The organism is Pseudomonas sp. EMN2, from assembly GCF_009650555.1.
Classification (GTDB): Bacteria; Pseudomonadota; Gammaproteobacteria; order Pseudomonadales; family Pseudomonadaceae; genus Aquipseudomonas; species Aquipseudomonas sichuanensis.
In genome coordinates this window covers 1-26,915 of sequence record NZ_VZZR01000027.1, presented here as the reverse complement: position 1 = coordinate 26,915, position 26,915 = coordinate 1, and the positions used below count along the sequence as shown (strand labels likewise).

General features: G+C 59.7%; 26 protein-coding genes. 15 read left to right on the top strand and 11 right to left on the bottom strand.

The window, feature by feature from the left end:
* Positions 1-40: 40 nt before the first annotated feature.
* The 6 genes from F6X61_RS09945 to F6X61_RS09920 form a co-directional block, all read right to left on the bottom strand.
* Positions 41-1,258, bottom strand: coding sequence for an MFS transporter (locus F6X61_RS09945; RefSeq protein ID WP_153786483.1), 1,218 nt, complete (start codon positions 1,256-1,258; stop codon positions 41-43).
* Positions 1,255-2,340: an alcohol dehydrogenase gene (locus F6X61_RS09940; protein ID WP_153786482.1), complete on the bottom strand. Its 1,086-nt coding sequence runs from the start codon at positions 2,338-2,340 to the stop codon at positions 1,255-1,257. Before F6X61_RS09940 ends, F6X61_RS09945 begins: the two co-directional genes overlap by 4 nt.
* Positions 2,337-3,554 (bottom strand): FAD-dependent oxidoreductase, encoded by a 1,218-nt coding sequence (locus F6X61_RS09935; RefSeq protein WP_153786481.1) that lies wholly within the window; start codon positions 3,552-3,554, stop codon positions 2,337-2,339. Before F6X61_RS09935 ends, F6X61_RS09940 begins: the two co-directional genes overlap by 4 nt.
* On the bottom strand, positions 3,551-4,219 hold the full coding sequence (locus tag F6X61_RS09930; RefSeq protein ID WP_153786480.1) for a cupin domain-containing protein: 669 nt from the start codon (positions 4,217-4,219) through the stop codon (positions 3,551-3,553). The genes F6X61_RS09935 and F6X61_RS09930 overlap by 4 nt, the downstream gene beginning before the upstream one ends.
* Positions 4,220-4,292: 73 nt before the next feature.
* Complete coding sequence (locus F6X61_RS09925) at positions 4,293-4,637, bottom strand: carboxymuconolactone decarboxylase family protein (protein ID WP_218575535.1); 345 nt, start codon at positions 4,635-4,637, stop codon at positions 4,293-4,295.
* Positions 4,638-4,690: 53 nt separating this feature from the next.
* Entirely contained in the window at positions 4,691-5,464 is a 774-nt protein-coding gene (locus tag F6X61_RS09920) for an SDR family NAD(P)-dependent oxidoreductase (RefSeq protein WP_153786478.1), read from the bottom strand.
* A 303-nt stretch (positions 5,465-5,767) separates the two neighbouring features.
* Between F6X61_RS09920 and gcvA the strand changes: the two genes are divergently transcribed.
* The gene (gene gcvA, locus F6X61_RS09915; RefSeq protein ID WP_153786477.1) at positions 5,768-6,682 is read left to right on the top strand and encodes a transcriptional regulator GcvA; all 915 of its coding nucleotides are present in this window, start codon (positions 5,768-5,770) and stop codon (positions 6,680-6,682) included.
* Between the two features lie 171 nt (positions 6,683-6,853).
* Here gcvA and F6X61_RS09910 read toward each other — a convergent pair whose 3' ends face one another.
* Both F6X61_RS09910 and F6X61_RS09905 read right to left on the bottom strand, forming a co-directional pair.
* A complete protein-coding gene (locus F6X61_RS09910; protein WP_153786476.1) occupies positions 6,854-8,470 on the bottom strand; it encodes an AAA family ATPase in 1,617 nt (538 codons plus the stop codon).
* A 686-nt stretch (positions 8,471-9,156) separates the two neighbouring features.
* Entirely contained in the window at positions 9,157-10,071 is a 915-nt protein-coding gene (locus tag F6X61_RS09905) for a LysR family transcriptional regulator (RefSeq protein WP_153786475.1), read from the bottom strand.
* Between the two features lie 102 nt (positions 10,072-10,173).
* Here F6X61_RS09905 and F6X61_RS09900 point away from each other — a divergent pair, with 102 nt between their 5' ends.
* The 4 genes from F6X61_RS09900 (at position 10,174) to hutH (ending at position 14,434) form a co-directional block, all read left to right on the top strand.
* Positions 10,174-11,142 (top strand): ABC transporter substrate-binding protein, encoded by a 969-nt coding sequence (locus tag F6X61_RS09900; protein ID WP_153786474.1) that lies wholly within the window; start codon positions 10,174-10,176, stop codon positions 11,140-11,142.
* Between the two features lie 74 nt (positions 11,143-11,216).
* Complete coding sequence (locus tag F6X61_RS09895) at positions 11,217-12,068, top strand: proline/glycine betaine ABC transporter permease (RefSeq protein ID WP_125463585.1); 852 nt, start codon at positions 11,217-11,219, stop codon at positions 12,066-12,068.
* Positions 12,065-12,898: a glycine betaine/L-proline ABC transporter ATP-binding protein gene (locus F6X61_RS09890; protein WP_153786473.1), complete on the top strand. Its 834-nt coding sequence runs from the start codon at positions 12,065-12,067 to the stop codon at positions 12,896-12,898. Before F6X61_RS09895 ends, F6X61_RS09890 begins: the two co-directional genes overlap by 4 nt.
* A 12-nt stretch (positions 12,899-12,910) precedes the next feature.
* Complete coding sequence (gene hutH, locus F6X61_RS09885; protein ID WP_153786472.1) at positions 12,911-14,434, top strand: histidine ammonia-lyase; 1,524 nt, start codon at positions 12,911-12,913, stop codon at positions 14,432-14,434.
* An 86-nt stretch (positions 14,435-14,520) separates the two neighbouring features.
* Here the strand turns inward: hutH and F6X61_RS09880 are convergent, their stop codons facing one another.
* Together F6X61_RS09880 and F6X61_RS09875 are read right to left on the bottom strand one after the other, a co-directional pair.
* Positions 14,521-14,832: a cupin gene (locus F6X61_RS09880; RefSeq protein WP_153786471.1), complete on the bottom strand. Its 312-nt coding sequence runs from the start codon at positions 14,830-14,832 to the stop codon at positions 14,521-14,523.
* Between the two features lie 81 nt (positions 14,833-14,913).
* The gene (locus F6X61_RS09875) at positions 14,914-15,408 is read right to left on the bottom strand and encodes a GNAT family N-acetyltransferase (RefSeq protein ID WP_153786470.1); all 495 of its coding nucleotides are present in this window, start codon (positions 15,406-15,408) and stop codon (positions 14,914-14,916) included.
* A gap of 245 nt (positions 15,409-15,653) precedes the next feature.
* Between F6X61_RS09875 and F6X61_RS09870 the strand changes: the two genes are divergently transcribed.
* From F6X61_RS09870 to F6X61_RS09840, 7 genes are read left to right on the top strand one after another with little or no spacing between them, the layout of a single operon-like run.
* Positions 15,654-16,331, top strand: a complete 678-nt coding sequence (locus F6X61_RS09870) for a thermostable hemolysin (protein ID WP_153786469.1) — start codon at positions 15,654-15,656, stop codon at positions 16,329-16,331.
* Positions 16,321-17,790 (top strand): AMP-binding protein, encoded by a 1,470-nt coding sequence (locus tag F6X61_RS09865; RefSeq protein ID WP_153786468.1) that lies wholly within the window; start codon positions 16,321-16,323, stop codon positions 17,788-17,790. Before F6X61_RS09870 ends, F6X61_RS09865 begins: the two co-directional genes overlap by 11 nt.
* A gap of 8 nt (positions 17,791-17,798) precedes the next feature.
* Positions 17,799-18,479, top strand: coding sequence for a TenA family transcriptional regulator (locus tag F6X61_RS09860; RefSeq protein ID WP_153786467.1), 681 nt, complete (start codon positions 17,799-17,801; stop codon positions 18,477-18,479).
* Positions 18,466-19,272, top strand: coding sequence for an SDR family oxidoreductase (locus tag F6X61_RS09855; protein ID WP_153786466.1), 807 nt, complete (start codon positions 18,466-18,468; stop codon positions 19,270-19,272). Before F6X61_RS09860 ends, F6X61_RS09855 begins: the two co-directional genes overlap by 14 nt.
* Entirely contained in the window at positions 19,269-19,910 is a 642-nt protein-coding gene (locus F6X61_RS09850) for a hypothetical protein (RefSeq protein ID WP_153786465.1), read from the top strand. Before F6X61_RS09855 ends, F6X61_RS09850 begins: the two co-directional genes overlap by 4 nt.
* 2 nt (positions 19,911-19,912) lie before the next feature.
* Positions 19,913-20,575: a response regulator gene (locus F6X61_RS09845; RefSeq protein WP_153786464.1), complete on the top strand. Its 663-nt coding sequence runs from the start codon at positions 19,913-19,915 to the stop codon at positions 20,573-20,575.
* Positions 20,572-21,936: an ATP-binding protein gene (locus tag F6X61_RS09840; protein WP_153786463.1), complete on the top strand. Its 1,365-nt coding sequence runs from the start codon at positions 20,572-20,574 to the stop codon at positions 21,934-21,936. The genes F6X61_RS09845 and F6X61_RS09840 overlap by 4 nt, the downstream gene beginning before the upstream one ends.
* 291 nt (positions 21,937-22,227) lie before the next feature.
* On the opposite strand, the gene F6X61_RS09835 is transcribed toward F6X61_RS09840, so the two are convergent.
* Complete coding sequence (locus F6X61_RS09835) at positions 22,228-22,608, bottom strand: MerR family transcriptional regulator (protein WP_153786462.1); 381 nt, start codon at positions 22,606-22,608, stop codon at positions 22,228-22,230.
* Positions 22,609-22,681: 73 nt separating this feature from the next.
* Between F6X61_RS09835 and F6X61_RS09830 the strand changes: the two genes are divergently transcribed.
* From F6X61_RS09830 to F6X61_RS09820, 3 genes are all read left to right on the top strand, one after another.
* Positions 22,682-23,746 carry an SDR family oxidoreductase gene (locus F6X61_RS09830; protein ID WP_153786461.1) on the top strand — a complete coding sequence of 355 codons (1,065 nt, stop codon included), beginning with the start codon at positions 22,682-22,684 and terminating at the stop codon, positions 23,744-23,746.
* A gap of 225 nt (positions 23,747-23,971) precedes the next feature.
* Positions 23,972-25,996: an alkyl/aryl-sulfatase gene (locus tag F6X61_RS09825; RefSeq protein ID WP_153786460.1), complete on the top strand. Its 2,025-nt coding sequence runs from the start codon at positions 23,972-23,974 to the stop codon at positions 25,994-25,996.
* 432 nt (positions 25,997-26,428) lie between these two features.
* The gene (locus F6X61_RS09820) at positions 26,429-26,623 is read left to right on the top strand and encodes a hypothetical protein (RefSeq protein WP_153786459.1); all 195 of its coding nucleotides are present in this window, start codon (positions 26,429-26,431) and stop codon (positions 26,621-26,623) included.
* The last annotated feature ends 292 nt before the right edge of the window (positions 26,624-26,915 follow it).

Here is a 26,915-nt window from a genome sequence, read left to right as displayed (position 1 = left end):
TGTATGTGTTCACGTCGCTGACGTAGATTCGAATGCTACTTCAGCGCCTGCGTACGGTCGCCGCCAGAGCCAATGACGCCAGGGCAAGCGGCGCCAGGGATACCCACAGAACGGTGTCCCAACCAGATGTCGACAACAGTCCCCCAGACGCGAACGATCCGATCGCCATCAAGCTGAAGACTATGAAGTCATTGAGCGATTGCACGCGTGTTTTTTCTTCAGGGCGATGGCACTCCAGGACGAGCGCCGACGCTCCCAGGAATCCGAAATTCCATCCCAGACCGAGCAGGATCAAAGACCAATTGAAATGCACGACCTCGATGCCGCTCAAACCAACGGCGGCAGAAAGCCCCGTCAACGCCAGGCCCAAGGTCGCGACCCGTATGGCACCGAAGCGGGTGATGAGATGGCCAGTGAAGAAGCTGGGCGCATACATGGCGATGACGTGCCACTGCAGCCCAAGATTGGCCGAAGCCTGGGAGTGTCCGCAGTGATGCATCGCCAGCGGTGCTGCCGTCATCAGGAAGTTCATCAACATGTACGAGACAGAGCCGCAGATGACCGCCGCGATGAAGCGCGGCTGCCGAGCGATCGATGCTAGCGAGCGGCCTCCTGCGATTGCTGCAACGGTCGGCATAGGCGACTTCACTCCGAGCAGTATCAAAGCCGATATGGCTGCGACGGCGGCCTGTACAAGGAAGGTGGCGGCGAACAGGTACGGTGGCCAAAGATCCATCGTCCAGGTCACCAGTTGCGGGCCGACCATACCGGCAGCCACACCTCCTGCCATTACCAGCGACAGCGCACGAGCCCGTCGCCCAGATGCCACTCCGTCAGCTGCAGCGAAGCGCAATGACAAAACTACTGCCGCATAGCTGCCACCCAGGAATGTAGCCAGACAGAACAGCCAGAACGAACCGATGATGACGGCGAGCATGGCCGCCAGCCCGGTGAACACACCGGCGCCTGTGCCCGCCAGGAACGCTGCTCGCCGACCATGGCGACGAGCCAGTGCGCCCATCGGGAAAATGCAGGCAGCCATACCCACTACGAAAATCGAGATGGGCAGCGTCGCGAGTGCAGGTGAAGGCGCGAGCATGTCACCCACGATGGCTCCAGTGGCGTAGACCACTACCGCATTGGCACCGGCCAGCGCCTGGGCGATGGAAAGCCGCCAGATGTTCTCGTTCTGCTCGCTGTCAGAAAGCAGCAAGGCGTCGTGGTGTTGCAGGGCAAAATTGGAACTGGTGTTGGTCATGGGTACTGAGCGCTCTTCTCTTGCTCGCTGCCAGCATCCGAGGTGGATGAGCTGTTGCGTTTCCGGTCGACGGTCAAGACCATGCGGAATTTGACGTCACCTGACTTCATCCGCTGATAGGCCTCATTGGCTTGCTCGAAAGGCATCACCTCAATCCTTGGGCGCACGCCAGCCAGCACACTGAAATCCAGCGTCTTTTCGTTCTCATAAGGCGTTCCGGTGATCGAGCCCAGCAAGCTGCGCTCACCTACGACCAGATGACCGGAGGATACCGGCAGCGGATCCTTGCCGGCCCCCAGTAGTATCAGACGGCCTTGCGGTGCCAGGCCCGGCATGAGCGCAGAGACGGCTGCAGGAACTCCGATGGTCGTTACGATGGCGTGCGCACCGCCCATGTTCCTCAGCGTCTCGGCCGCATCAGCTTCGTTGGCGTCGATGTAAGCATGGGCGCCCAGATCCATCGCGTCCTGCTCGATATCGCTGCCGCGGCCAACGGCGATCACGCGAAAGCCCATGCGACGTGCGTACTGCACAGCCATGTGGCCAAGACCTCCGATACCTAGAATGGCAACGGTATCGCCGGCTTGTGCTCCGGACTTCTTCAGTGCATTGAATGTGGCAATACCTGCGCAGAGAATCGGCGCGGCTTCCTCTGCATTCAACTCATCCGGGATCGACACGAGCCCTGAGGCACGGGCAATCATCATTTCGGCATAGCCACCATCGCACGAGGCACCTACGAAGGGCTGGTTCTGGCAGAGCTGGAAATTTCCCTGGCGGCATTGGCTGCACTCATTGCAATGTCCGCCCAGGCGCCCGATGCCCACCCGCTGACCGACCCGCCAGTTCGAAGGGACGTGCTCGCCCAGCGCAGCAATTCGACCAACCACCTCATGGCCAGGCACACGCGCAGGCTGCAGCGTTGGATCGGCCCCCTCGATGTCGCCGGCATCAGCGCCACAAATGCCACAGGCTTCGACCTCGATCAGTACCTGTCCAATGCCGGGCGTTGGCGTTACACGCTCCACCAGCTCGAGAACCCCTGGACGGTTGACTTGCATGGCGCGGTAGGTGGTTGTCATGACCCTTGCTCCTTCAGTGATAAACGCGAAAGACATCCAGCCAAGGCGCATGCGTCTTGGCTGGCATAGGGCAGGCGCTCAGCAGCGGCAAGTGCATTCAGCGCCTGAACACCCAGGCGGGCCGCCTCTGCGGCGCCAGCCAGGTATCCGGGAAACTGTGGCGACCACTCACTGGCGATACCCGTCAGGCATCCATGCCAGGGCCCAGAAGTGGCGATGGCGGAGGGCGCGGCTGCATGCTGGGAAATCGCATTCACATCGGTACTCGTCGCCGTGTAAGGGTCATGCGCCCAGTCCTTTACGAATTCGGCTTTCGGTGCCGCAGCTGCGGGGCCGAACATCCGGGTTAGTTGTTCGCGGCAGAGCGCTCGCAGCATCTCGTCAGGGATCTTGCGGCGTGTGCTCGCTGGCACCCCGAAGAAGCCGAACAATGCCGGGCTGCCGCCAGGCATGGAGGCATCATGGATTTCCCCAAGAGGCCCTCGCATGCTGCGGGCTTCGCCGGAAAGCCCCTGGTCTCGCCAGAACGGCGTGTCATAGATCGCGATGTACTTGGCGTGAGGAGCCATCCACGTCGCAGTCGATCGCCACTGCCTGGCAAGTTCGCCTGGCAGGGCAGGCTCGAAGTCGATGGCGCTTTCAAGCAAGCGTGGCGGTAACGCCACCAGCACATGCTCGGCCCGCCAAGTCGTCACCGTGCCGTTAGTGGCATGGCATTCAACTTCGACATGGTCGTCATGCTTGCGAAGCCGCCGCACGGTCTGGCCGCAGACTGTTTTCTGCGGATTCACCCTGCGAAGCAGAGCTTCGACCAACGCACCCATACCACCGACCAAGCGAGTGGATGGTGGTGAGCTGAGGTAACCGCGCATGCGTACAGCTGGGCCTTCATGAGAACGCTCGACAACCATGTCGCCGGCTTCAAACTGTTCGAATCGCTCAAGCCCCAACGTATTGACCAGTTGATCAAGCTCTTCCTGGTAGCCAGGCCAGAACCATGTAGGCCCCAGATCGAAGCGATCAAATGTGCTGTTCGTTGATGAATGCTGGACGGCCTGGCCCTCGGCATTGATGGATGAAATACGCCCGCCAAGCTCATCTCGAGCCTCCAGAACAACAACGTCACTGATGCCCTGGTGCTGCAGTAGATAGGCCGCGTACAGCCCGCTCAATCCGCCGCCAACAATGGCAATGCGGGTGGTTTGCAGGGTCATGCCTCTGCCTCCGGATGAACCAGATAGCCGGTTTTCAGGTAAACGGTGGTTCCCTGTTCGCCGGCAACGATATCCAGGTGTTGTCCCGCAGGCAGTCGTAGCCAGGAGCCGCTCTCGTAGGTCTGTCCGTCCGCTGTTACGCGGCCTTCCAGTACCAGTAGCTCAAAGCCTTGCAGCAGCTTGTTGTAGAGCAGCTCGTTCGCACCGAGACGATGCAGGCTCACCTGTTCCGAGTCGTCAGCGAACAACGGACACACCTCACGCGAACCCTGGCGATGCCAGTTGGACGGGTCTCGGGTATTGATGCGCACACGCTGGTGCTCGCTGTCAGACATCTGCTGCAGCTTCACGAAGATTGTGGTGCCCTCGGCACTGGACGGCCGGTGGCTGGAGCCAGGCGGATTGCGCAGATACCAACCCGCTGGATAGTCCGATCCTTCGTCAGAGAAAGTGCCCGACAGCACCAGGATCTCCTCTCCACCAGGGTGCTGGTGGCTAGGGAAGAAGGAGTTCGGGGCATAGCGCACGATGCTGGTGGCTCGTGCTTTTTCTGCACCGACACGATCCAGCATCACGCGGTCGACACCAGCCTGGGGCGAAGCAACCCACTGGTATTGGTGTGGCGCAACAACTGCGGGGCGAGTGAAGTCGGCATTGATCAACATACGGATTATCCAAACGGGAATGCGAGGACGCCGATCACCTCTACAGAGGCGACCGACCCCTCGTCGACACGACTTATTGCTTGGCAGGCAGCTGCTGGTAAGCCTCGACGACGCGCGCCGAATAGGTCAGTGCTGCGCCGGCATTCAGCGCAATGGCTACGCCCAGCGCCTCGGTGATTTCCTCGATGGAAGCACCGTGCTCAACAGCCTTTTTGGTGTGGACGCTAATGCAGCCATCGCAGCGCGTGGTGACAGCCACGGCCAATGCGATCAGCTCATGGATCTTCGGCTCCAGATGGCCAGTCTTGACGGCCGCATTGTCGATGGTCATCAGGCCACGCATAACGTCCGGGCTCTGTTTGGCATAGTCGCCTACGCGTTCCAGCAAGGATTCGCGGTAGGCATTCCAGTCTTGCATCATGATGATTCTCCAAGGATTGGTTGAGGCCGCAGGTGAGGTCACGAGAGGCCCTAGTTGCGACCAGCCATGACACCGCCGTCGACATCCCAGATGGCGCCGGTGACCCAGCTGGCTTGCTCGGAGAGGAGGAAGGCAACTACGCCGGCCACGTCCTGCGGGGTGCCGACACGGCCAATCGGGTGGAAGCTGTTGAAGCCCTGCAGAGCGCCATGTACTTCCGCTTTGGGGATGAAGCCTTCGTAGATCGGGGTCTGCACAACTGCCGGGGAAACGGCATTCACGCGGATGTTTTTCGAAGCGAGCTCCATTGCCAGGTGCTGGGTCAGGGAATGCAGGCCTGCCTTCGCCATGGAGTAGGCAGAGGACGGGGTGGCGGCGATCGCTTGCCTGGCCCACATCGAGCCGATGTTCACGATCGCGCCTGGACGCTTTTGCTCAACCAGGTTGGCGGCAACCTTTTGGGTGATGAAGAAGAACGCCTTGTTCAGCTTCATGTACTGGTCGTAGTCCGCATCCTGGTGCTCCAGAAAGGGTTTCGGGAAGAACACACCAGCAGCGTTCACCAGCATGTCGATATCCGAGTGCTGCTCGCTGATGGTCTTGATCAGTTTGGCCAGGCCTTCTTCGCTGGTCAGATCTGCAGTAAGAGCAGTCACGTTGCCCAGAGCGGAGAGGTCTTTTCGGGCCTCTTCGGTTTTTTCCGGACGGTTACCGACGATGACTACGCTGCCGCCTTGGCAGAGAAACTGGCGTGCAGTTTCCAGGCCCATGCCACTGGTGCCACCGACGACCAGCAGTTTCTTACCGTTGAATGAGTTGTTCATTGGGAGACCTCTTTGCACCTGCCCACGGCAGGTATCTGGTTAACCGGTATTGGGGCGAGTCACTTGCCGAAGACGCTGTTTCCGGCAGGCAGTTCGAGCCCTATGGGCCAGTCCAACGTGAGGTATCTGGAATCTGAAGAGCGGGAAGAAAAACTTTCCATCTCAGCTAAAATCCAAAAACTTTCCGCTGACTTCGGGTGGCTAAGCTTCAGTACCCCTGGCCTTGGAGCGAATCTTCCTCGCTTCCAAATCCGCCAACAAACGAGTTAAAGTGTCTGTCCACTAAAGAAATTCTTTATCGATATGAAGGCTCCCGTACACCTCAACGCGTTGCGCGCATTCGAAGCCAGTGCCCGCCATCAGAGCTTTTCTGCAGCAGCAGCCGAGCTTCATGTCACGCCGGCAGCGGTTGGCCAGCTCGTACGCACACTCGAGGATTGGCTGGGCACCCCTTTGTTTGTCCGCAGTACCAGCGGCAAAGCGCGGCTGATCGCAACGGAGGCTGCCGAACGCGCTCTGCCGGATATCCGAGCTGGCTTCGACAGGCTGACCCTGGGGATGGAACGGCTTCAGGAGGGATCGATCAGTGGAATGCTGACCGTGGCCGTGAGCCCGGCCTTCGCTGCGAAGTGGCTGCTGCCGCGCATCGACCGCTTCCAGGTGATTTGCCCTGATACGGATGTGCGGCTGGACACCAACCTCAAACCGGTGGACTTTGTTGCTCAGAAAATCGACATCGGTGTGCGCTATGGCACGGGCAAGTGGCCAGGGCTGGCCGCCGAGAAGATGATGGATGAAGAGATTTACCCGGTGTGCTCGCCGCAATTGCTGCGAGAGCACTGGCGTCTGCAGAAGCCCAATGACCTGGTACGGGAGATGTTGATCCACGATCTCTCGATGGATAACCACTCTGGCTTCCCGACTTGGGAGACCTGGATGCAGAAGGCGGGCGTGACGGACACGACCACGCTCAGAGGCATGCAGATCAACAACTCCGCCGCCGTCCTGCAGGCTGCGGTCGAAGGACACGGTGTCGCCCTTGCACGGAGTGTCATGGCGCGTGATGACTTGGCGAGCGGCCGTCTGATTCGACTGTTCCCAGAGATCAGCGTTGCATCGGAGCTGGCTTACTACGTCGTCTATCGTCCGGAATGCGCCAGCTTGCCAAGGCTGACGACCTTCCGAGATTGGCTGCTGGCCGAGGCTGCGCGAACCTAGGCCCTGACCGTCCGCTTATAGCCGTTAGCTGCCGGTCGTGATTCACCGCTTTCGACCCAAAGCAGCCGCTCGTACGTCTAGAATTTAATCAAAGGAGAAGGAACGCAGCAGCACCGTCCGCCCACACTAAGCAAACGAGTGTTAAAAATGTACAGCGAACTGGATGCGTGATCAGCTTGCTTGCACAGGCGGAAGAACTCCTCTGAACGCCGCTATCAAGCCGGTGGCGCTTGCGTCCTGTCTCAGCATCCTTGTTAGCCACGCCTCAAAAGGAGCCAATCTTGTCTGCTTTAAATGCTGAGCGGCAAGGGCGAGCATTCCTTTGTTGTCGTAAATTGTAAGTAAGCTAGGTAGGTTGCCAGTTTCCAAGGCGTCCTGAATCTTCCGGGTCGCGCGTGATGCGATGCTTGCGATATCCAGCGCCGCGGTTTGGACACCGTACTCAGAAATTATTTGTTCAACAGTCTTCGGGGCGGAAAGGTCAACTTTCTTTAGTGCTCGATCGATTCGTCGGCGACAGTATCTCACTACGACCTCGTCTATTACCGCCTGCGATTTCAAGGTATTGAAGATGGATTCCTGCAACTTAGACAATTGTTGTTCGAGATCTGCACCAGCGTAACCCTCAGCTTGTGCGATAGCACGGCTGACTTCAGGCAACAAAATAAGGTTCTCAACCTCCGATACCGGGAGCGGAAATACGCCTAAACTATTTAGGTGCTGGATTTCGTCTGGTGTATAGTCATCGGCATCGACAATCCCTGCGCAGGTGACTCGCGTGAGTTGAGCATTCGCACGCATGGTGACTACTGCATGTACGACTTGTTCACACGAGCCCCGTGGAATCACCGTCCATTCCGGGTAGCAGCATCGATAAATCGCGAGATCCAGACTTGTTCCTGCACCCTCCACGAACAAAATTGGGCGTCGGCTTCCAAGAATTAGTGTTGTTAATTCTTCGCTAAAGCCGGTGTCCTCTGGCACATTTTCTATCGTCCAAGAAGGCGTTGGATTATAAGATTTGATGACATATTTCTGGGCTGCCCTAGCTGAAGCAAAGTGCAAGTCATGAGTAATGAAGATAAATGCGCAATCTTTTCGTGCAGCTTCGATTTCGTCCCAAAGGCTCGAAATCACGGATGGATGAACGTGTAACTCAGGTTCGTCGACGATAAGGAGAGAAGAGTCGGCGGCGACTAGAGCTTGCGCTAAAAGATAGAAAATTGCTCGCTCTCCGTCACTCATGTCTGAGGCGGGATAGGCTCCAGATCCATCTACAGCTGAAACTTGGATATCATCACCAGTAATTACTAATTGCCGGTGGGGAAGGAGGCGTTGCCAGATGTCCGAAAGGGTTTCAAATTTTGTTGGTGCCGCGTGGGTGAGGCTACCGGACCTGTATCTCGTATGTGTATCCAAGGTTGTGACTGACTGCTCTGCAAAGAGTGCTTGAAGCAAACTATCGAAGTCGTTCAGCATCGCCACTGCGGGCTTTGAGTTGGCCCACCGACTCCCCGCTCGGTTTTGAATCGTTGCGTTCTCATGCTCCCATCCGAATCTGAGCTTCCTAAGTGCCTCTGCAGATCGAATTTTCGGCACAGCAGGATTGAGGTTGAGAGCACGATGGGCCGAAATGCGGTGGGCGTCAATCCCAGCGGCCTCTTCAATGAATACAGCCAAGCGCGTTTTTCCGGAACCATTTGCCCCAACGAAGACGACTGACGAGCCAGGCTCGATTGCTATGGAAGTCTGCTGGTCTGAATTAGGAATTTGAAAATTGAATGTCAAGTGAAAAATCCTTTTGTAATGACGTCAGCTACGATAGAAGCACACTAGCCCAACTTAATTCACTCCCGCTCTGGGGCTCGCTTCCCGCCCCTAGGCGCATGGTACTGATCCAAGCGTTACACACGGGTCAGCCATCCTACAAGTGAGTCGGTCGTATGTCCGCTATTGGCCGATTGCTTCCGTTTGCAAAAGGCCGCTTTGGGTCGAAAGCAGCCGGTCGTGATTGACCGCTTACGACCCAATGCGGACACTCCTCTGGTGGCAGTCGAGTGCACTTGCTTAGGCTCTGTACGAAAAGTTTTGTGGGAGCGGCGGTGCGCCGATGCGACTTGCCCCGCGATGGAGTGCGAAGCGCTCCTTTACCCGATTCAAATAGTGTTGATGATGCCGCAAATTCAGGCTCTGCTGCCGCGTTGCGGCAGATCGCGGGGCAAGCCCGCTCCCACAACGTTGGATGACCATACTTTTCGTACAATGCCCAGTGTGATTCGCTGTTGATCTGGTGCTGCTTATCAGTCACATGGCACTCCCCCCAAGGCCAGTCGGGTGACCATTTCCAGAGGGGTATCTGCAGTTTCATTGCGCAGGTCACTCACTGGGTGAGCACTTGCGTGGCCGGTAGATCGAGCTCGCTGGGCGTCTCATCTACCCGCTAGCAGTCGTCATGTGGCATTCGCCCCCGTTGTTCATTCAGACGCAAACGACGGTCGCTCCGCAAACCATGCCACCGCCAGCTCCTTGAACGCCTCGGCCGAAGGCGTCAGTGGATAGCGCTGGTCATGGGCCAGCACGATGCTATGGGTTGGCAGTTTCTCCAGAGTCGGCCGACAGACCAGCGCTTGACCATCATAACTACGGTCACCAAATGGCCGGGTATAGATCAGCGCCACGCCAAAGCCATTGGCGACCAGGCTGCGCTGCAACTCGAAGGTGCGCACACGGTGCACAACGGCGGGTGTAAGGTCGTAAAAGCTGAACAGATCCAGCACATGCTGCCAACTGTGGACTTGATCGGTGACTACCAGGGTGTATTCGGCGAGCGCCTTGAGGCTGACGCGCGGCTCCTTGGCCAACGGGTGGTCGGCTGACAGCAGCACCTGGGCGGTCAGTTGACACAGCTGCGTGCAATGCGTGTTCGGCGGCAAACCCAGGTCATAGGTGATGGCCAGTTCTATCGCGCCTTCACTGAGCCGTTTGCCAACATACTCGAAGCTGCCATCGCGCATATCGACCGTGACCCTGGGGCAGGACTCCTGCATCCGTCGCACGATTTGCGGCAGGCAATAGGGCGCCAGATCTTCAAAGCAGCCGACCACCAGTTCGCCGACGCACTCGCCGGCATTGGCATGGATCTCGGCAAAGGTCTGGGCTTCTGCCAGTACGCGACGGGCCTGGACCATGACGGTACGACCGAATGGGGTCAGCGATATGCCGAGGCCACGTTGGCGTATGAAGATCGATTGACCCAGCACCTCTTCCAGTTCGGTGATGGCCGCCGAAATGGAAGGTTGTGAAACATGAAGCTCCATGGCGGCAGTGGTCAGGTTTCCGTGCTTGGCCGCTGCGAGCGCGTAGCGAAGCTGGCGCAGTGTGAACTTCATAGGTTTTTCCGTGGTGATGCATCAGGACTTATTATTTTATCCTTTTTTTATGTTGTGAAATATTTCTCCTGCGCAGTGATCAACTTGTTTGGGAGCGTCACAATGACAATTACAAAGGCTCTGCTGACCACGACACTTTCTTTAGGGCTCCTGGCATCCGCTGGCGTCAGTCAGGCGGCAAGTTGGTGCGAGTCCGGCAAACCGGTGAAATTCGCCGGTTTGAACTGGGAAAGCGGGATGCTGCTCACCGAGGTGATGCAGTTCGTACTGAAAAATGGCTATGGCTGTGACACCGACAGCCTGCCGGGTAACTCCATCTCCATGGAAAACGCCCTGAGCAGCAACGATATCCAGGTTTTCGCCGAGGAGTGGGTAGGGCGCAGCGAGGTCTGGAACAAGGCTGCGGCCGCCGGCAAGGTTGTCGGCGTCGGCTCGCCGGTGGTGGGCGCGGTCGAAGGCTGGTATGTGCCGCGTTATGTAATCGAAGGCGATGCCAAGCGCAAACTCGAAGCCAAGGCACCGAACCTCAAGAGCATCGCCGATCTGGGGCAGTACGCCCAGGTATTCAAGGATCCGGAAGAACCGGACAAGGGGCGCTTCTACAACTGCCCGGCCGGCTGGACCTGCGAGCTGGACAACAGCGAAATGCTCAAGAGCTATGGCCTGGAAAACACCTATACCAACTTCCGCCCGGGCACCGGCCCGGCACTGGATGCCGCCGTGCTGTCGAGCTACAAGCGCGGCGAGCCGATCCTCTTCTACTACTGGTCGCCAACCCCGCTGATGGGCCAGGCCGACCTGGTCAAGCTGGACGAGAAGCCCGGCGTGGATAAATCCGTGACCATCAAGGTGGGTGTGTCGAAGACCTTCCACGAGCAGGCGCCGGAACTGGTGGCTGTGCTGGAAAAGGTCAATCTGCCGATCGATCTGCTGAACCAGAACCTGGCGCGTATGACCCGGGATCGTATCGAGTCGGCGGAACTGGCCAAGTTGTTCCTCAAGGAGCACCCCGAAGTTTGGCACAGCTGGGTCAGCGAAGACGCAGCCAAAAAGGTAGACGCGGCACTCTGAGGGTGTGGGCGGGTCCGGCGCCTGCCGGGCATGCCACATAGCAGTCCGCTTCATGCATTGCTCGAGATAAATCCATGTTCCCCAAAAACTTCACGTTTTCCATTGCCGACTGGGTCAATGGCTGGGTCGACGCGCTGGTCACCAACTACGGTGACGTGTTCCGGCACATCTCCGACACCCTGCTGTGGGCCATCGTCAACCTCGAAGGCTTGCTGCGCGCAACACCCTGGTGGCTGATGCTAGCCATCGTCGGCGCTATTGCCTGGCACGCCACTCGTCGAATCGTACCCACGGCGGTGATCGTCGGCTTGCTCTTCCTGGTCGGTGCGGTCGGCCTCTGGGACAAGCTGATGCAGACCCTGGCGCTGATGCTGGTGGCAACGCTGATCTCGGTCCTGGTCGGCATTCCGCTGGGTATCCTGTCGGCGCGCAACGACCGCCTGCGGGCGGTGTTGATGCCGCTGCTCGACATCATGCAGACCATGCCCAGCTTCGTGTACCTGATCCCGGTATTGATGCTGTTCGGCCTGGGCAAGGTGCCGGCGATCTTTGCCACCGTCATCTATGCCGCCCCGCCGCTGATTCGCCTGACCGACCTGGGCATCCGCCAGGTGGATGGCGAGGTCATGGAGGCGATCAACGCGTTCGGTGCCAATCGCCTGCAACAATTGTTCGGCGTGCAGTTGCCCCTGGCGTTGCCGAGCATCATGGCCGGTATCAACCAGACCACCATGATGGCCCTGTCGATGGTGGTCATCGCCTCGATGATCGGTGCCCGTGGCCTGGGCGAAGACGTCTTGGTCGGCATCCAGACCCTGAACGTGGGCCGCGGCCTCGAAGCGGGCCTGGCCATTGTGATCCTGGCGGTCGTGATCGACCGTATTACTCAGGCCTATGGCCGGCCACGGCATGGGGTGGGCAAATGAGCACCAAGCAGACGATGAACAAGATCGAAGTCAAACATGTCTTCAAGATCTTCGGTGCGCGTGCCGAAGATGCCCTGAAACTGATCCAGCAGAGCAAGAGCAAAGAGCAGGTCCTGGCCGAAACCGGCTGCGTGGTCGGGGTCAACGATCTCTCGTTGTCCATCGGCAGCGGTGAGATCTTCGTGATCATGGGCCTGTCGGGCTCGGGCAAGTCGACCCTGGTGCGTCACTTCAACCGCCTGATCGACCCCACCAGCGGCCAGATCCTGGTCGATGGCGAGGACATTCTGCAGTACGACATGCATGCCCTGCGCGAATTCCGCCGGCGCAAGATCAGCATGGTGTTCCAGAGCTTCGGCCTGTTGCCGCACCGCACCGTGCTGGACAACGTCGCCTACGGCCTGAAAGTCCGTGGCGAGAGCAAAACCCTGTGCACCGAGCGTGCCCTGCACTGGATCAACACCGTGGGCCTCAAGGGTTACGAACGATCCTACCCGCATCAGTTGTCGGGCGGCATGCGCCAGCGTGTGGGCCTGGCGCGTGCGTTGGCCGCCGACACCGACATCATCCTGATGGACGAAGCCTTCAGTGCGCTCGACCCGCTGATTCGCGCCGAAATGCAGGACCAGTTGCTGGAACTGCAAAAGACCCTGCACAAGACCATCGTCTTCATTACGCATGACCTGGACGAGGCGGTGCGCATCGGCAACCGAATCGCCATTCTCAAGGACGGTCGCCTGATCCAGGTCGGCACGCCGAAAGAAATCCTCTACCAGCCTGCGGACGAATACGTCGATCGTTTCGTGCAGCGTCGCGTAGCTTCGCTTTAAGGAACCGCGTGTATGTCGTTTGCCGAAAAGATCATCATCGCCGACGCGCCCGTTCGCTGGCAGGACGTGGTGGCTGTGGCCCGGCATGGCGCGAAGCTTGAGCTGGCCCCATCGGCCTGGGTGCGGATCGAGAACGCCCAGGCGATCGTCCAGCGCATCGTTGCCAGCGGTGACCGCGCCTATGGCGTCAACACCGGGCTTGGTGCCTTGTGCAATGTCTCGTTGCAGGACGAACAACTCAGCCAGCTGTCACGCAACACCTTGCTCAGCCATGCCTGTGGCGTGGGCAGCGCGCTGTCGGACGAGCAGACCCGGGCGATCATGTGCGCGGCGATCATCAACTTCTGCCAGGGCCGTTCCGGCCTTCAGCGCAAGGTGGTCGAGGCGCTGCTGACCCTGCTCAACCAGCACATCACCCCGCAGGTTCCGAAGCAGGGGTCGGTGGGGTATCTGACCCATATGGCGCATATCAGCATCAGCTTGCTCGGCGTCGGCCAGGTCAGCTATCGCGGCCAGATCGTGCCGGCGCAACAGGCCTTGGCCGAGGTCGGCCTGGCGCCGGTCAAACTGGGTGCCAAGGATGGCCTGTGCCTGGTCAACGGCACCCCGTGCATGACCGGCCTGAGCTGCCTGTCTCTGGATGACGCCACGCGTTTGAGCCAATGGGCGGACGTCATCAGCGCCATGAGCTTCGAGGCCCTGCGCGGCCAACTCGATGCCTTCGACCCTGAAATCATCGCGCTCAAACCGCACCCCGGCATGCAGCGGGTGGGCAGCAATCTGCGTCGCCTGCTCGACGGTAGCGAAGTCATTGCCAGCAGCCATGGCATCCGCACCCAGGACGCCTTGAGCATTCGCTCGATCCCGCAGGTTCATGGCGCCGCGCGCGATCAGCTGGAACACGCCGCAAGGCAGATCGAAACCGAACTCAACTCCACCACCGACAACCCGATGTTGCTGGGTACACCCGAGTCATACCGGGTGGTTTCCCAGGCGAATCCGCACGGCCAGTCGGTGGCCATGGCGGCCGACTTGCTGGCCATCGCGGTGGCCGAGATCGGGGCGATTGCCGAGCGTCGCCTCGATCGCCTGATCAACCCGTTGGTCAGCGGTCTGCCGGCCTTCCTGGTCAGCCAGCCGGGTGTGAACTCGGGCATGATGATTGTCCAGTACGTGGCCGCGTCGCTCTGTGCCGAAAACCGTCAGCTGGCACAGCCGGCCGTGATCGACAACTACGTCACCTCCGGGCTGCAGGAGGATCATCTGAGCATGGGCACCAATGCCGGGTTGAAGCTGCACCGCGCCCTGGAGAACTGCACGCAGATCCTCGCCATCGAATACCTGTTGGCGGCCCAGGCATTCGAGTTCCTCAAGGAGCAGCGCTTTGGCGCAGGCACCCACGTTGCCTGGCGGTTGTTGCGCGAACGGGTCCCGGCCTATGCCCAGGATCGTTGGTTGGCCCCGGATATCGCCAGCAGTGCATCGATCCTGAAGGACCCCGGTCTGCTTGGCGCGGCCTTCCCCGAGCTGCTGTGACAGGGGAGGGCGCCTGGCTGTTCCGAGTCGTGCGGGGTTATTCCGAGTGCAGCCGGGGGGAGGCTGGCTGCAAACGGGTGTTCACTTCAAACGCTGCCTTCACGTTCGATGACCAGAATCCGCGCTTGGCCGCGAGGATGGGCAACATGTTCACAACCAACCCCGGCGAAAAACACGTCACCCACCATCAATGTCACAACCTGCTCAATGCCTGACTCGCGATAATGCATATCGACTGTGCCGTCGAGAACGGCGAATACCTCCTCGCCGTCATTGACATGCCACTTGTACGGTTGGTCGGTCCAGTGCAGCCGGACGGTGGTGCCATCCATGTTGGCGATGTCCTCTGCACCCCAGGCGCGAGTGGCTGTGAAATCCTTGCTACGAATGACTTTCATTGATCGTGGCTCTCGAAAAGGCAGTGAGCTTGTCCCAATGGCTTCCCACCGCCAAGGGCCGTTTTGGGGCGAGCGCTGTCACTATCGAGTAATGGCTTTGGCCATTTCCGACGTTCCAGCCCAACCGATCTGCTCATAGACCGGTTTGCCAGTCTCGGTGGCGTGCAGGACTGCGAAGGTGATGCCCCGGCGAGCGAACTCGGCGTCGGCAGCTTGCATCAAGGCCGAAGCCAGGCCGCGGCGGCGGTAGGCCGGCTGGACGTAAACATTCAGCACGTACCCGCGTTTGTCCAGGGTTGGGTGGGAGGGATGGGGCGGCCAATCGATGCTCATCAGGCCGATGGCTGCGACCGGTTGCTCGCCATCCAGGAGTTTGAAGCCGTAATACCGACCGTCACCGAGCCGCTCCTCCAACCATGGGCGAAAGTGCTGGGTCATGATCCGTAGTTGTTCAGGATTGCCACCTGCTTCAAGAAACATGTCCTGGCGATGGGCGCAGATCATTTCTGCGTCGGAGGGGCCAACGGGCTGGCACTCCAGACCGGAAAACGCTGTACATCCTTGTAGTTCGATCATCGTTAATCCAGCGTCAGTGGCATTGATTGATGAGGTGGCAGCCTATGGCATCTTCCGGCGGATGTGCAATGGCTCGGACAGGCTGCACATGGCCCATGGCGGACTTTCACCGTCATCAAGTTGAACACGCCGCCGGTGCTGTGGCCGAGTGTTCGATCTTCTGCGACATATCGTGTTCTCACTTCAGACTCCATTCAGATTCGACCCCGATAATGCTCTGCGTCAAGCCCGATCGGAGGAGTTCCATGAACGAATCTCAATGGAGCAGCCTGCTTCCGCTTCCTATAGGCAGTCATGCCGACCATCACGCGCGGCTGTCGCTGCATCTGGCAGGCGACTCTTCACGCGAGGATCTGGAGCACTTCATCCACCAGTGCTTTGCCACCGTGCACCAAGCGGATGTGCAGCATTACCTGCCAGAGCTGCTGGCATTGCATGACAGCCACGGACGGCTGATCGCAGCGGCCGGCATGCGACCCGCCAGCGACGGTCCTCTGTTTCTCGAGCGGTATCTGGACGCGCCTTTGGAGGCCGCCGTTTCGCAGATCGCTGGCGTTGCCCTGGACCGTTCATGCATGGTCGAAGTGGGCAACCTGGCTTCACTCAGCGCTGGCAGCGCCCGAATCATGATCATTGCCGTAACCTGGTTGTTGGCCACGCGTGGCTTGGCCTGGGTGGCATTCACCGGCGCGGCGACGCTGATCAACAGCTTTCAACGGCTGGGCCTGATGCCCACCGTTCTGGCTGCGGCCGATCCTGAGCGCTTGCAGGGGCAGGCTAATCAGTGGGGGACGTACTACGACCAACGGCCACAGGTGTTCGCCGGCAACATCGGCCATGGCTTCGATGCCCTGACCCGGGCGGGGGTGTTTCAGCGGCTTGGGTTCCCCAACCTGGCCCAGGAGACCGGTCATGCCGCATGAACTGCAGCTCTTTCAGGCGTTGTTGCTCCAGCATGCCCAGCACAATCCTGATGCTGTCGCTGTTCAGGGCCCGGTTCAGCGTTTCACCTACCGGCAATTGCTCGACGAGGTCGAATCCTGTGTAGCCCGCTTGCTGGGCCAGCCACCAGGCACGTTGGTCATGGTGCTGGATAACGGGCCTGAATTGCTCTTCTGGGACCTGGCGGCTCTTTTTGCCGAGCGCACTTGTGTGATCGTACCGCCGTTCTTCAGCGCGGCTCAGCTCCGACACTGCCTGCAGCAGAGTGGTGCCACGATCGTGCGGTGCGAGACGCAGTGGACCGCCCAACTCCTCGAGCAAGGTTTTACCCAGCAGCCGGCAGAAGGCTTCCTGGCGCGTGACGGCGCCGTCGCGCCTGAATTGCCAGCGGGCACCGCAAAGATTACCTATACCTCCGGCAGTACCGGGAGGCCCAAGGGCGTATGCCTGGGCGCCGAAGCCATGCTGCGTGTCGCGCGGGAGCTGGAGGCTGCAAGCCGACCAACCGAGCCTCAGCGCTACCTGGCTGTATTGCCACTGGGTGTATTGCTGGAAAACCTCGGCGTATATGCCGCGCTCATGGCGGGCGCCTGCGTCCAGCTCTACCCGCAGCAACAGTTGGGCATGGGCGGCGCAAGCCAGGTGGATTTCAAGCGCTTGCTCGCTGCGATTGCCCTGAGCGGTGCGCACAGTCTGATCCTCGTGCCGCAACTGCTGATGGGGCTGGTCACCGCCATCGAGCGCGGACTCATGCGCGTTGGCCCACTGCGCTTCGTGGCAGTGGGCGGCGCCCGGGTATCAACCAACCTGCTGGCCAGGGCCGATGCAGTCGGCTTGCCGGTATTCGAAGGCTATGGTTTGTCCGAATGTGCCTCGGTGGTCGCGCTGAACCGACCAGGGGCCGTTCGCCCTGGCAGCGTCGGCAAGCCCTTGCCCCATGTACAGGTGCGCATTGCTGAGGACGGTGAGGTGCTGGTGGCTGGCTCGACCTTGCTGGGCTACCTGCAAGAGGCGCCGGTCACCGGCGAGTGGTGGGCGACCGGCGACCTCGGTCACCTCGACGAAGAGGGCTACCTGTACCTTGACGGACGCATAAAGCACCAGTTCATCACCAGCTTCGGTCGAAACGTCAACCCGGAGTGGGTGGAGTCGGAGCTGACTCAGGGCGGCGTGATTGCACAGGCATTCGTGCATGGCGAAGCCTTGCCGCACAACCTGGCGCTGCTCTGGCCGCTGGACCCCACCGCCAGCGACGAGGCTATCGAGCAGGTCGTTCAGCACTGTAACGCGCAGCTGCCCGATTACGCCCAGGTGCATGCCTGGCGCCGCTTGCCGGCCCCGCTAAGCCCCATTGATGAAACCCTGACTGCCAACGGCCGCCCACGGCGCGAGGCGATCTTGCAGCGTTACCACACCCTGTTATCCGACATCGCGTTGTGAGGTTCACCATGTCATTTTTCGATGCTTTGCAAACACAAACTGCCGAGGCGCGTCAGGCGTTGTTCGCAGTGCCGGTAATCCGGGATGCGTTGGCTGGCCAGGTCAGCCTTGACAGCTACGTCGCCTTCTTGACCCAGGCCTACCACCATGTCCGCCATACGGTGCCGCTGATGATGGCCTGTGGCGCGCGTTTGCCGTCGCGCCTGGAATGGCTGCGCGGTGCCGTGTGCGAATACATCGATGAGGAGTACGGCCACGAACAGTGGATTCTCAACGACATCAAGGCCTGCGGCGGCGACTGGGAGGCCGTGCGTGATGGTCGGCCAGCGCTGCCAATCGAGTTGATGGTCGCCTACCTCTACGACCTGATTGCACGCGGCAACCCTGTCGGGCTGTTCGGCATGGTCAACGTGCTTGAGGGCACCAGTATCGCTCTGGCCACGCAGGCGGCGGGCACCATCCAGAGCACGCTGGGCTTGCCTGGCCAGGCGTTCAGCTATCTCAGCTCCCATGGTGCGCTCGACCAGGACCACATGGTGACCTACAAGCAGTTGATGGACCGCCTCGATGACGAGGGCGACCAGCAGGCTGTCATCCACGCCGCCAAGGTCGTCTACCGCTTGTACACCAAGATGTTCCAGGGCTTGCCGCGCGCCGGGCAGCGTGAGGTGCGCCATGCGCTTGCCTGAATCCGTGGTGGTCCTCACTGGCGCCAGTGGGGGGATTGGTCTGGAGCTGGCCGAGCAGCTGTGCGCTGCTGGTGCCCAGGTGCTGGCGGTCAGCCGGCACATGGGCAAGCTGGCTGGCCTGATGAATAGGTACCCGGACCGCTTGTGCTGGCAAGAAGCCGACCTGCGCAGCCAGGCAGGGCGCGAACAAGTCGTTGGCCGAGCCCGCAAGATGGGCAATGTCAACGTTCTGATCAACGCTGCCGGAGTGAACCGCTTCGCCCTGCTCGACCAGCTGGACGAGCACGAGCTCGATGAGCTGCTGGACATCAATCTGAAGGCCCCGCTGCAACTGACACGTGGTTGCCTGCCGTTGCTGCGCGCCCAACCCAAGGCGCTGGTGGTCAATGTCGGGTCCACCTATGGCTCGATCGGTTACCCCGGTTATGCCTCCTACTGCGCCAGCAAGTTCGCCCTGCGTGGTTTTTCAGAAGCGCTGCGGCGCGAATTGGCCGACACCACGGTGAATGTGCTCTATGCAGCGCCCCGCGCGACCCGAACGGCGATGAACAGCAGTGCTGCGACAGCGCTCAATCAGGCGTTGAAAGTCGGCATGGACGACCCGGCGGATGTCGCCCGTGCGGTGCTTGAGGCCGTGCAGTCCGAACGCAGCGAGCTGTACCTGGGCTGGCCGGAAAAGCTCTTCGTGCGCATCAACGGCATGTTGCCGGGAATAGTCGACCGCGCACTACGCAAGCAATTGCCTGTCATTCGCCGCTACATCGGTAGCCACTCCAAGGAGTCGATCAAATGAAGCGACTGTTCATCGCCAGCTTGCTGGCATTCGCCCCCTTTACCTGGGCACTCGATCAGACAGGCACGCAGCACCTGAGTGACCTGCAGCAGCGCTGGGCACAGATCCAGTACCAGTTACCCAAGGACAAACGCGCTGATGCCTTCGAAAAGCTGGCAGGTGATGCGGCGGCCTTCGTTCATCAGTACCCCGGTACCCCAGAGCCATTGATCTGGGAGGGCATCATCAACAGCAGCTGGGCGGGGGCCACCGGTGGCCTTGGAGCGCTAGGCAAGGTCAAGGCGGCGAAGGCCAGCCTGGAGCAGGCCATGAAACTGGACCCCAACGCCCTGCAGGGCTCGGCCTATACCAGCCTGGGCACGCTGTACGATCAAGTGCCCGGCTGGCCGATTGGTTTCGGTGATGCCGAGATGGCCGACAAGATGCTGCGCAAAGCCTTGCAGATCAACCCCAGCGGTATCGATAGCAACTATTTCTGGGCTGATCATCTGTATCGGCAAAAGCGCTACCCGGAGGCTACCGCAGCCCTGCACAAAGCCTTGCAGGCACCGCTCCGCCCGGGGCGTGAGCTGGCTGATCAGGGCCGTCGCGCGGATATCGATGCTTTACTCAAGGCGATCAAGGACAAACAGGACTGAACATGCGGCTTTTGCTGGTCGAGGACGATAGCGCCCTGGGAGAAGGGATATGCGACGGTTTGCGCCAGGAGGGCTATACCCTCGACTGGTTGCATGACGGTGTCAGTGGCTTGCATGCGTTGCAGCACGAGACCTTCGACCTGGTGATCCTGGATCTTGGATTGCCCCGCATGGATGGCATTGAACTCCTGCGGCGGGTACGCGCCGGCGGCAACAGCCTGCCGGTGCTGATCCTCACTGCAAGGGATGCCCTTGATGATCGCATCACCGGCCTCGATGCCGGCGCCGACGATTACTTGGTCAAGCCGTTCGATCTCAACGAGCTGAAGGCACGCTTGCGTGCGTTGCTCAGGCGCAGCGCCGGGCGCGCCAAGGTCATGATCGAGCATGCCGGAGTCAGCCTCGACCCAGCTACCCAGCAAGTGCATTACAACGGCGTTGAAGTGGTGCTGACCCCGAAGGAGTACATGCTGCTGCACGAGTTGCTGGCGCAGCCAGGCAAGGTCTTTACCCGTGAGCGCCTGACCCAGCTGCTGTATGGCTGGGATGAGGAGCCCGAGAGCAATACGCTGGAGGTGAACATCTACCACCTGCGCAAGAAGCTGTTCAACGGGCTGATCCGCACGGTGCGCGGCATTGGCTATCTGGTCGAGGCCAAGGCATGAGCTCGCTGCGCCAACGCACCCTGTGGCGGGTGATGCTGTTGCTGCTGCTGGGGACCGGCCTGCTGGCGCTCTACAACTACCACGACAGCCGCCATGAAATTAACGAGGTGTACGACGCGCACCTGGCCCAGAACGCGCGCTTGCTGCAGGGCGTCATGAGCCTGCCGGTGCAAAGTGGCTCGCGTGAAGCGATGTACCAGGCATTCAACCAGGCATTGGCCCAGGCAGGTCACCATCGGGTAGGCCACCCCTACGAGAGCAAGCTGGCATTCCAGGTCTGGCAGGAGGGCGCTGGCCTGCTGGTGCACACACCCAGTGCACCGACCATCGACCCGCCACCGACGGCCCCCGGCTTCTACGACTTTTCCAGTGGGGGCGAGCAATGGCGCGGTTTTGTACTGCCGGTTCCGGAACGACACTGGGTGATCTGGGTGGGCGAGCGTGACGATGTGCGCTACGACTTGATCGACCGCATCGTTCGCCACACCCTGTTCCCGTTCCTGTTAGGCAGCCTGGTGCTGGCACTGCTGGTTTGGGTCGCTATCGGCTGGGGACTGCGGCCGTTGCAGAACATGGCCAACATCATCCGTGGGCGTCACGCCGATTCGCTGGAGCCGCTGCAGTTGGTGCCGCTGCCCTCGGAGCTGGAACCCATGCAGGCCGCCATCAACCGCTTGTTGGCGCAGATCGAGGACTTGTTGCGGCGCGAGCATCGCTTCATTGCCGATGCCGCCCACGAAATGCGCACACCCCTGGCCGTTCTCCGCCTGCATGCGCAGAACGCACTGGAAGCCCGCAACGAGACCGAGCGGCACAAAGCGCTGGGCTTTCTGATGGGCGGGGTCGACCGACTCACCCGGGTTGTCAACCAGCTGCTGACGCTGGCCCGAGTCGAACCACGGCTGGGGCAGCGAGCCAGCACTCAGGTCGACCTGGCCGAAGTGGTCACCGAGACCTTGGCTGACCTGACCCCGTGGATACTGGACCGAGGCCTGGAGCCCTCGTTGGACATTGCTGAAGGCGACCATCACCTGGCGATCGATCCCGGCGCCCTGGGTATCGCGCTGCAGAACCTGGTGTCCAACGCGGTGGAGCACTCACCGCCTGCTGGGCGCATCACGGTGTCGCTCAGGCGTCTGGACGATCACTTCGAGCTGGTCGTCGAGGACGAGGGGCCGGGTATCGATGAAGCGAGTCTGTCGCGCGTATTCGAGCGTTTCTACAGCCGTAATAGCCCGAATGGTGCAGGCCTTGGGCTTTCCATCGTGGCGACCATCGTTGACCGGATGGGCGGGCAGGTACGTCTGCATAATCGATCAGGCGGCGGGCTAGCCGCCACTTTGCTGTTTCCAGTGGGTTGAAGCCCCCAGCACGTCAACCAGGCTAGGCCAGGCATGACTGGCTCGAATGGTTGCTTTCGACCCATAGCGGCCCTCGTGGAGGTACTAGGGTTTGTACGAAAAGTCGCCGAGCGGCGATCAGGCAAGGCGAAAACAGGCGAGGAAGCGGAGTTTACGGGTTGTAAATGAGCATTCCGAGCCTGTTTTCAACGCAGCATGATCGTCGCGCAGGCACTTTTCGTACAAAGCCTAACGACCAACAGCAGCCATTCGACGCTGGCAGTTATTGGCCAGTAAGAGGCATGCAGGTGGTCAGGTAAGTGGGAGAGTAATCAGACCGTTGGCAATGGCACTGGCTTCAAGCTTCGCATGCTCCGTGTTCAGCAAGGCATAAGCAGCTTGTAGCGTGGCGATCTTCGCTTGGATATCGGCCATCTTGCTGGCGACCAAGGCTGCACCTTGCGCGCAATCGATCTTGTTGCCTCGCTTGGCTGCAAGAATTTCTCCAATCTCAGCCAGGGAAAAACCGCCACTCTGGGCGCTTTGAATAAATACCAGATCAACAACCGTCTGATCGCTGTAGCTGCGGTAATTGTTGGCTTGTCGTTGTGCCACGATAAGCCCGAGCTGTTCGTAATAGCGCAATGCATGCCGGCCAACGCCACTGCGGCGCTCCAATTCTCCAACGTTCACACTAAAAACTCCTTGACTGTAGAGTGCACTCTACACCTTAGCCTGCACCCATTATCCAAACCGGGAATCAGGCATGAGCGTGGAATGCTTCGTTACAGGCGGCAGTGGATTTGTGGGGCAACATTTACTGGCCCGTCTTACTGCGGCAGGGTACAAGACCTGGGTGCTTATGCGCACTCCGGGGAAGATTGAGCGTCTCAGAAAGCAAGTAGGTCAACTGGGCGGTAATCCTGGGTGTATCCATCCCGTCGAGGGCGATATAAGCAGAGAGGGGCTTGGGCTCAGCGAGGCGGGCAAGCAGTGCGTGTCTTCGGTCTCTGTGATCTTCCACCTCGCGGCGGAGTTTTCCTGGGGGCTGTCCATGGAGCGCGCCCGAGCCGTCAATGTGCAAGGGGCGCTGAGCGTCGCCAAACTTGCGGCGAGCCAACGCATCCGATTGCTGATGGTAGGCGGCTTCATGCTGCAAAACCATAAACACCTTGCCAGTATCGGTGTTGATGAAGAGTGCCCCGAAAATACAAATTGGCCCTCAGTCTACGGCCGTGTAGGTGGCTACGAAGGCAGCAAGATCGAGTCCCATTTTGCAGTCATCCGTTATATGCAGGATGCGGGCGCGGACTGCACCATTGTTCATCCTGCGACGGTGTGTGGCCACAGCGAGAGTGGCCACATCCTGGAAGGACAGCCTCTGGTCGAACTCATTCGAAATCTGGCACAAGGTCGGTTCAGAGCGGTCCCCGGTTCTTCCAGGCACTGGTTGCCCATAGTCAGCGTCGACTACCTGGTGGCGATGATGACCCATGTGGCGTTTGATCCCTCGATGGCCAACCGGCAGGCCCTGGCGCTCTATGAGCACACATTGAGCCTGCAGGGGATGCTTGAGCAGATCGCAGGAACGCTAGAGGTCAAGGCGCCGCGCCGGCATATACCGATAGGGTTGCTCAGGTGGCTTTTGATGATTCCCGGGCTGGCAGCACGATTTGCGATCAGCGCCGAGTCATTGGACTTTATCCAGACGCAGCGCTTCGACATGAGCAATAGCGAGCAATTAGAACGGAAGTATCAGTTAACACATCCCGATATGGCGCGCGCGTTGGAAAAGACGGTGCGCTACGTCGTGGATCACTTTCCGCACTGAGGCAGCCCCAGTCACCGTTCGACTTGATCCACGTACTACGCTGGCCTAGCACTCAGTGAATCCCGTCGCATCAAGTGATGGCCATTTGACTTCATCTTTTTTGATTTTTGATAATTTTGATGCGAAGAGGACGAATTTAGAATCGTAGCTACTCTGTCCAAAGACCATGAACCCCTGCTGGCAGTTGCCAAACCGGTACAGCGCTTTAGTCAAAAGGAGCTTGCAATGACTTATTTCGCGAAACCGTTCAGCAACTGCAGCCGCTCTGCGTCGGCGGGCAGAATCTGGAAGCTCAGTTCGACTTTCTTCTTGGCGACCGCCATGGCCATGGCATCACAAGCCTGGGCGCAAGAGCTGGCCAAGCCGGCCACTGCCGCCACCAAGGCCGCGAACGACGCCCTGCTCAAGGAGCTGCCGTTCAACGACAAGACTTCCTTCGAGCTGGCCCACAAGGGCTTTATCGCGCCCCTGCCGAAAGAGCCGATCAAGGGCCCCTCAGGCAACTTGATCTGGGACCCGGGCAAGTACGCGTTCATCAAGGAAGGCGAAGCAGCACCCGCTTCGACCAACCCCAGCCTCTGGCGGCAATCGCAGTTGATCAACATTTCCGGCCTGTTTGAAGTTACCGACGGCATCTATCAGGTGCGTAACTACGATCTGTCGAACATGACCATTGTCGAGGGCAAGGAAGGCATCACCATCTTCGACCCACTGATCTCCTCGGAAACCGCCAAGGCAGCGCTCGACCTTTACTATCAGCATCGGCCGAAAAAACCGGTAGTTGCCGTGATCTACACCCATAGTCACGTCGACCATTACGGCGGTGTGCGCGGCGTGGTGAACGAGGACGACGTCAAGGCCGGCAAGGTCAAGATCTATGCGCCCAAGGGCTTCCTCGAGCATGCCGTGGCCGAGAACGTGATGGCCGGTACCGCCATGAGCCGCCGTGCCAGCTACATGTACGGCAACCTGCTGCCGCCAAGCGAAACTGGCCAGCTCGGTGCCGGCCTGGGCACCACCACCTCCGCCGGCACCGTGACCCTGATTCCGCCCACCGACATCATCGAGAAGACCGGCGAAAAGCGCACGATCGACGGCCTGACATACGAGTTCCTCTATGCGCCAGGCAGCGAGGCCCCGGCCGAGATGCTCTATTACATTCACGAGAAGAAGGCGCTGAACACCGCCGAGGACTCCACGCACACCTTGCACAACACCTATTCCCTGCGCGGGGCGAAGATTCGCGAGCCTCTGCCTTGGTCCAAATACCTCAACGAAGCGCTAAAAATGTGGGGTGACGACGTGCAGGTCATGTACGCCATGCACCATTGGCCGGTCTGGGGCAACAAGGAGGTCAAGGATCAGCTGTCATCGCAGCGGGACATGTATCGCTATATCAACGATGAGACCCTGCGCCTGGCCAACAAGGGCTACACCATGACCGAGATCGCCGAGCAGGTGAAATTGCCTCCGTCGATCGCCAACCGCTTCTCCAACCGCGGCTACTACGGCTCGCTCAACCACAACGTCAAGGCCACCTACGTGCTGCACCTGGGCTGGTTCATTGGCAACCCCGCCACCTTGTGGGAGCTGCCGCCGGATGAGCAAGCCAAGCGCTACGTCGACATGATGGGCGGAGCCGACGCTGTGCTGAAAAAGGCCAAGGAGTACTACGACAAGGGTGACTATCGTTGGGTGGCCGAGGTGGTCAACCATGTCGTCTTCGCCGACCCGAGTAACCAAGCGGCGAAGAATCTTCAAGCCGACACGCTGGAGCAACTGGGTTACCAGGCCGAGAGTGGCCCGTGGCGCAACTTCTATCTGACCGGTGCCCAGGAACTGCGCAATGGTGTACAGAAACTGCCAACACCGGACACGGCGAGCCCAGACACCGTCAAGGCGATGGATCTGGACCTGTTCTTCGACTTCCTGGCCATGCGTCTGAAAGGGCCTGAAGTGGGTGACAAGCACATCACCCTCAACCTGGACTTCACCGACCTCAAGCAGAAGTACACGCTGGAGATGGTCAACGGCGTACTCAACCACACCGAGGGCATGCAAGCCAAGGATGCCGACGCAAGCATCAGCCTGACCCGTGACACGTTGAACAACATCATGCTCAAGCAGACCACGCTCAAGGATGCAGTCAGCAAAGGCGATGTGAAGATCGACGGTGCCGAGGGCAAGCTTGAGGAGCTGATGAGCTACATGGATAACTTCGAGTTCTGGTTCCCGATCGTCACACCTTGAATACTTGCTTGATGCAGTTGGGCGGCAAGCAGGACACCGAGTATTCGGTGTCCTGCTGTTTCTAACGTGTGGAGCAAGGGACTATGACCACGACATATGGAATCAGCAGGCGAAAGCGCGAATAGCCCTACTCAGCGGAAAAGGCATTTAGGTCTTGTACGAAAAGTATGGTCATCCATCGTTGTGGGCGCGGCGGTGCGCTGATGCGACTTGCCTCGCGATCTGCAGCATCTTCCGGCGGATGTGCAATGGCTCGGCGGGGAAGGGGAGCAACATGACAGGGCGCGGGCGTTGAACTGGGCATCCCCAGAACCTGCGAGCTGTGAAGCTGCTAAAGGCCCAGAGTGTGTAAAACACATAGACAAGCCCCTGCTATGACTCCTCAGAATTCATCGCCAGAGAAAAGCGACAAGGGAGCGCAAAGATCAAAAAATGGATTTCATCTCTGACTTTTTATTCACGCTGTTAGCTCACCGAGTAGGCGTTTACGTGCTGGGCTTGTTTTGTGGGGGCCGGTTCAAGGGAGAAAGCGGGTTTGCCTGGGGCTGGGCTGTCGCGGTTGGTGGGTTAGTACTGTTCGCACCGTTCGTGGCTTTCATCGCCTTGCTTATTTATGCAAGAGGGTGAACTGAAGACCGTTGAATCACTCCTGACTTTGCTGGCTCGTGAAGACCGCGACTGCCCCAATTGGGTAAACGGCCCCAGAATGACATCCAATAAGCAGCTATCTTGAGAAACCGGTTTATGCCGTATGCAGCCCCTGGCGAAGGTCTGCTCTGGGTCGAAAGCAGTTATTCACGACCGGCAACTAGCGACCCGAAGCTGTCATTGAGCCCAAAAACAATCTTTGTGGGAGCGGGTTTATCGAGGCGTCGAACCGCCGCGAACACCGGCACAGCCGGTGCCATCCACCGCGGCG

Excerpts from the sequence above, each read along its gene's own strand:
- F6X61_RS09945 (WP_153786483.1), bottom strand. The coding sequence starts at position 1,258 with ATGACCAACACCAGTTCCAATTTTGCCCTGCAACACCACGACGCCTTG.
- F6X61_RS09940 (WP_153786482.1), bottom strand. The coding sequence starts at position 2,340 with ATGACAACCACCTACCGCGCCATGCAAGTCAACCGTCCAGGGGTTCTC.
- F6X61_RS09935 (WP_153786481.1), bottom strand. The coding sequence starts at position 3,554 with ATGACCCTGCAAACCACCCGCATTGCCATTGTTGGCGGCGGATTGAGC.
- F6X61_RS09930 (WP_153786480.1), bottom strand. The coding sequence starts at position 4,219 with ATGTTGATCAATGCCGACTTCACTCGCCCCGCAGTTGTTGCGCCACAC.
- F6X61_RS09925 (WP_218575535.1), bottom strand. The coding sequence starts at position 4,637 with ATGCAAGACTGGAATGCCTACCGCGAATCCTTGCTGGAACGCGTAGGC.
- F6X61_RS09920 (WP_153786478.1), bottom strand. The coding sequence starts at position 5,464 with ATGAACAACTCATTCAACGGTAAGAAACTGCTGGTCGTCGGTGGCACC.
- gcvA (WP_153786477.1), top strand. The coding sequence starts at position 5,768 with ATGAAGGCTCCCGTACACCTCAACGCGTTGCGCGCATTCGAAGCCAGT.
- F6X61_RS09905 (WP_153786475.1), bottom strand. The coding sequence starts at position 10,071 with ATGAAGTTCACACTGCGCCAGCTTCGCTACGCGCTCGCAGCGGCCAAG.
- F6X61_RS09900 (WP_153786474.1), top strand. The coding sequence starts at position 10,174 with ATGACAATTACAAAGGCTCTGCTGACCACGACACTTTCTTTAGGGCTC.
- F6X61_RS09895 (WP_125463585.1), top strand. The coding sequence starts at position 11,217 with ATGTTCCCCAAAAACTTCACGTTTTCCATTGCCGACTGGGTCAATGGC.
- F6X61_RS09890 (WP_153786473.1), top strand. The coding sequence starts at position 12,065 with ATGAGCACCAAGCAGACGATGAACAAGATCGAAGTCAAACATGTCTTC.
- hutH (WP_153786472.1), top strand. The coding sequence starts at position 12,911 with ATGTCGTTTGCCGAAAAGATCATCATCGCCGACGCGCCCGTTCGCTGG.
- F6X61_RS09880 (WP_153786471.1), bottom strand. The coding sequence starts at position 14,832 with ATGAAAGTCATTCGTAGCAAGGATTTCACAGCCACTCGCGCCTGGGGT.
- F6X61_RS09875 (WP_153786470.1), bottom strand. The coding sequence starts at position 15,408 with ATGATCGAACTACAAGGATGTACAGCGTTTTCCGGTCTGGAGTGCCAG.
- F6X61_RS09870 (WP_153786469.1), top strand. The coding sequence starts at position 15,654 with ATGAACGAATCTCAATGGAGCAGCCTGCTTCCGCTTCCTATAGGCAGT.
- F6X61_RS09865 (WP_153786468.1), top strand. The coding sequence starts at position 16,321 with ATGCCGCATGAACTGCAGCTCTTTCAGGCGTTGTTGCTCCAGCATGCC.
- F6X61_RS09860 (WP_153786467.1), top strand. The coding sequence starts at position 17,799 with ATGTCATTTTTCGATGCTTTGCAAACACAAACTGCCGAGGCGCGTCAG.
- F6X61_RS09855 (WP_153786466.1), top strand. The coding sequence starts at position 18,466 with ATGCGCTTGCCTGAATCCGTGGTGGTCCTCACTGGCGCCAGTGGGGGG.
- F6X61_RS09850 (WP_153786465.1), top strand. The coding sequence starts at position 19,269 with ATGAAGCGACTGTTCATCGCCAGCTTGCTGGCATTCGCCCCCTTTACC.
- F6X61_RS09845 (WP_153786464.1), top strand. The coding sequence starts at position 19,913 with ATGCGGCTTTTGCTGGTCGAGGACGATAGCGCCCTGGGAGAAGGGATA.
- F6X61_RS09840 (WP_153786463.1), top strand. The coding sequence starts at position 20,572 with ATGAGCTCGCTGCGCCAACGCACCCTGTGGCGGGTGATGCTGTTGCTG.
- F6X61_RS09830 (WP_153786461.1), top strand. The coding sequence starts at position 22,682 with ATGAGCGTGGAATGCTTCGTTACAGGCGGCAGTGGATTTGTGGGGCAA.
- F6X61_RS09825 (WP_153786460.1), top strand. The coding sequence starts at position 23,972 with ATGACTTATTTCGCGAAACCGTTCAGCAACTGCAGCCGCTCTGCGTCG.
- F6X61_RS09820 (WP_153786459.1), top strand. The coding sequence starts at position 26,429 with ATGGATTTCATCTCTGACTTTTTATTCACGCTGTTAGCTCACCGAGTA.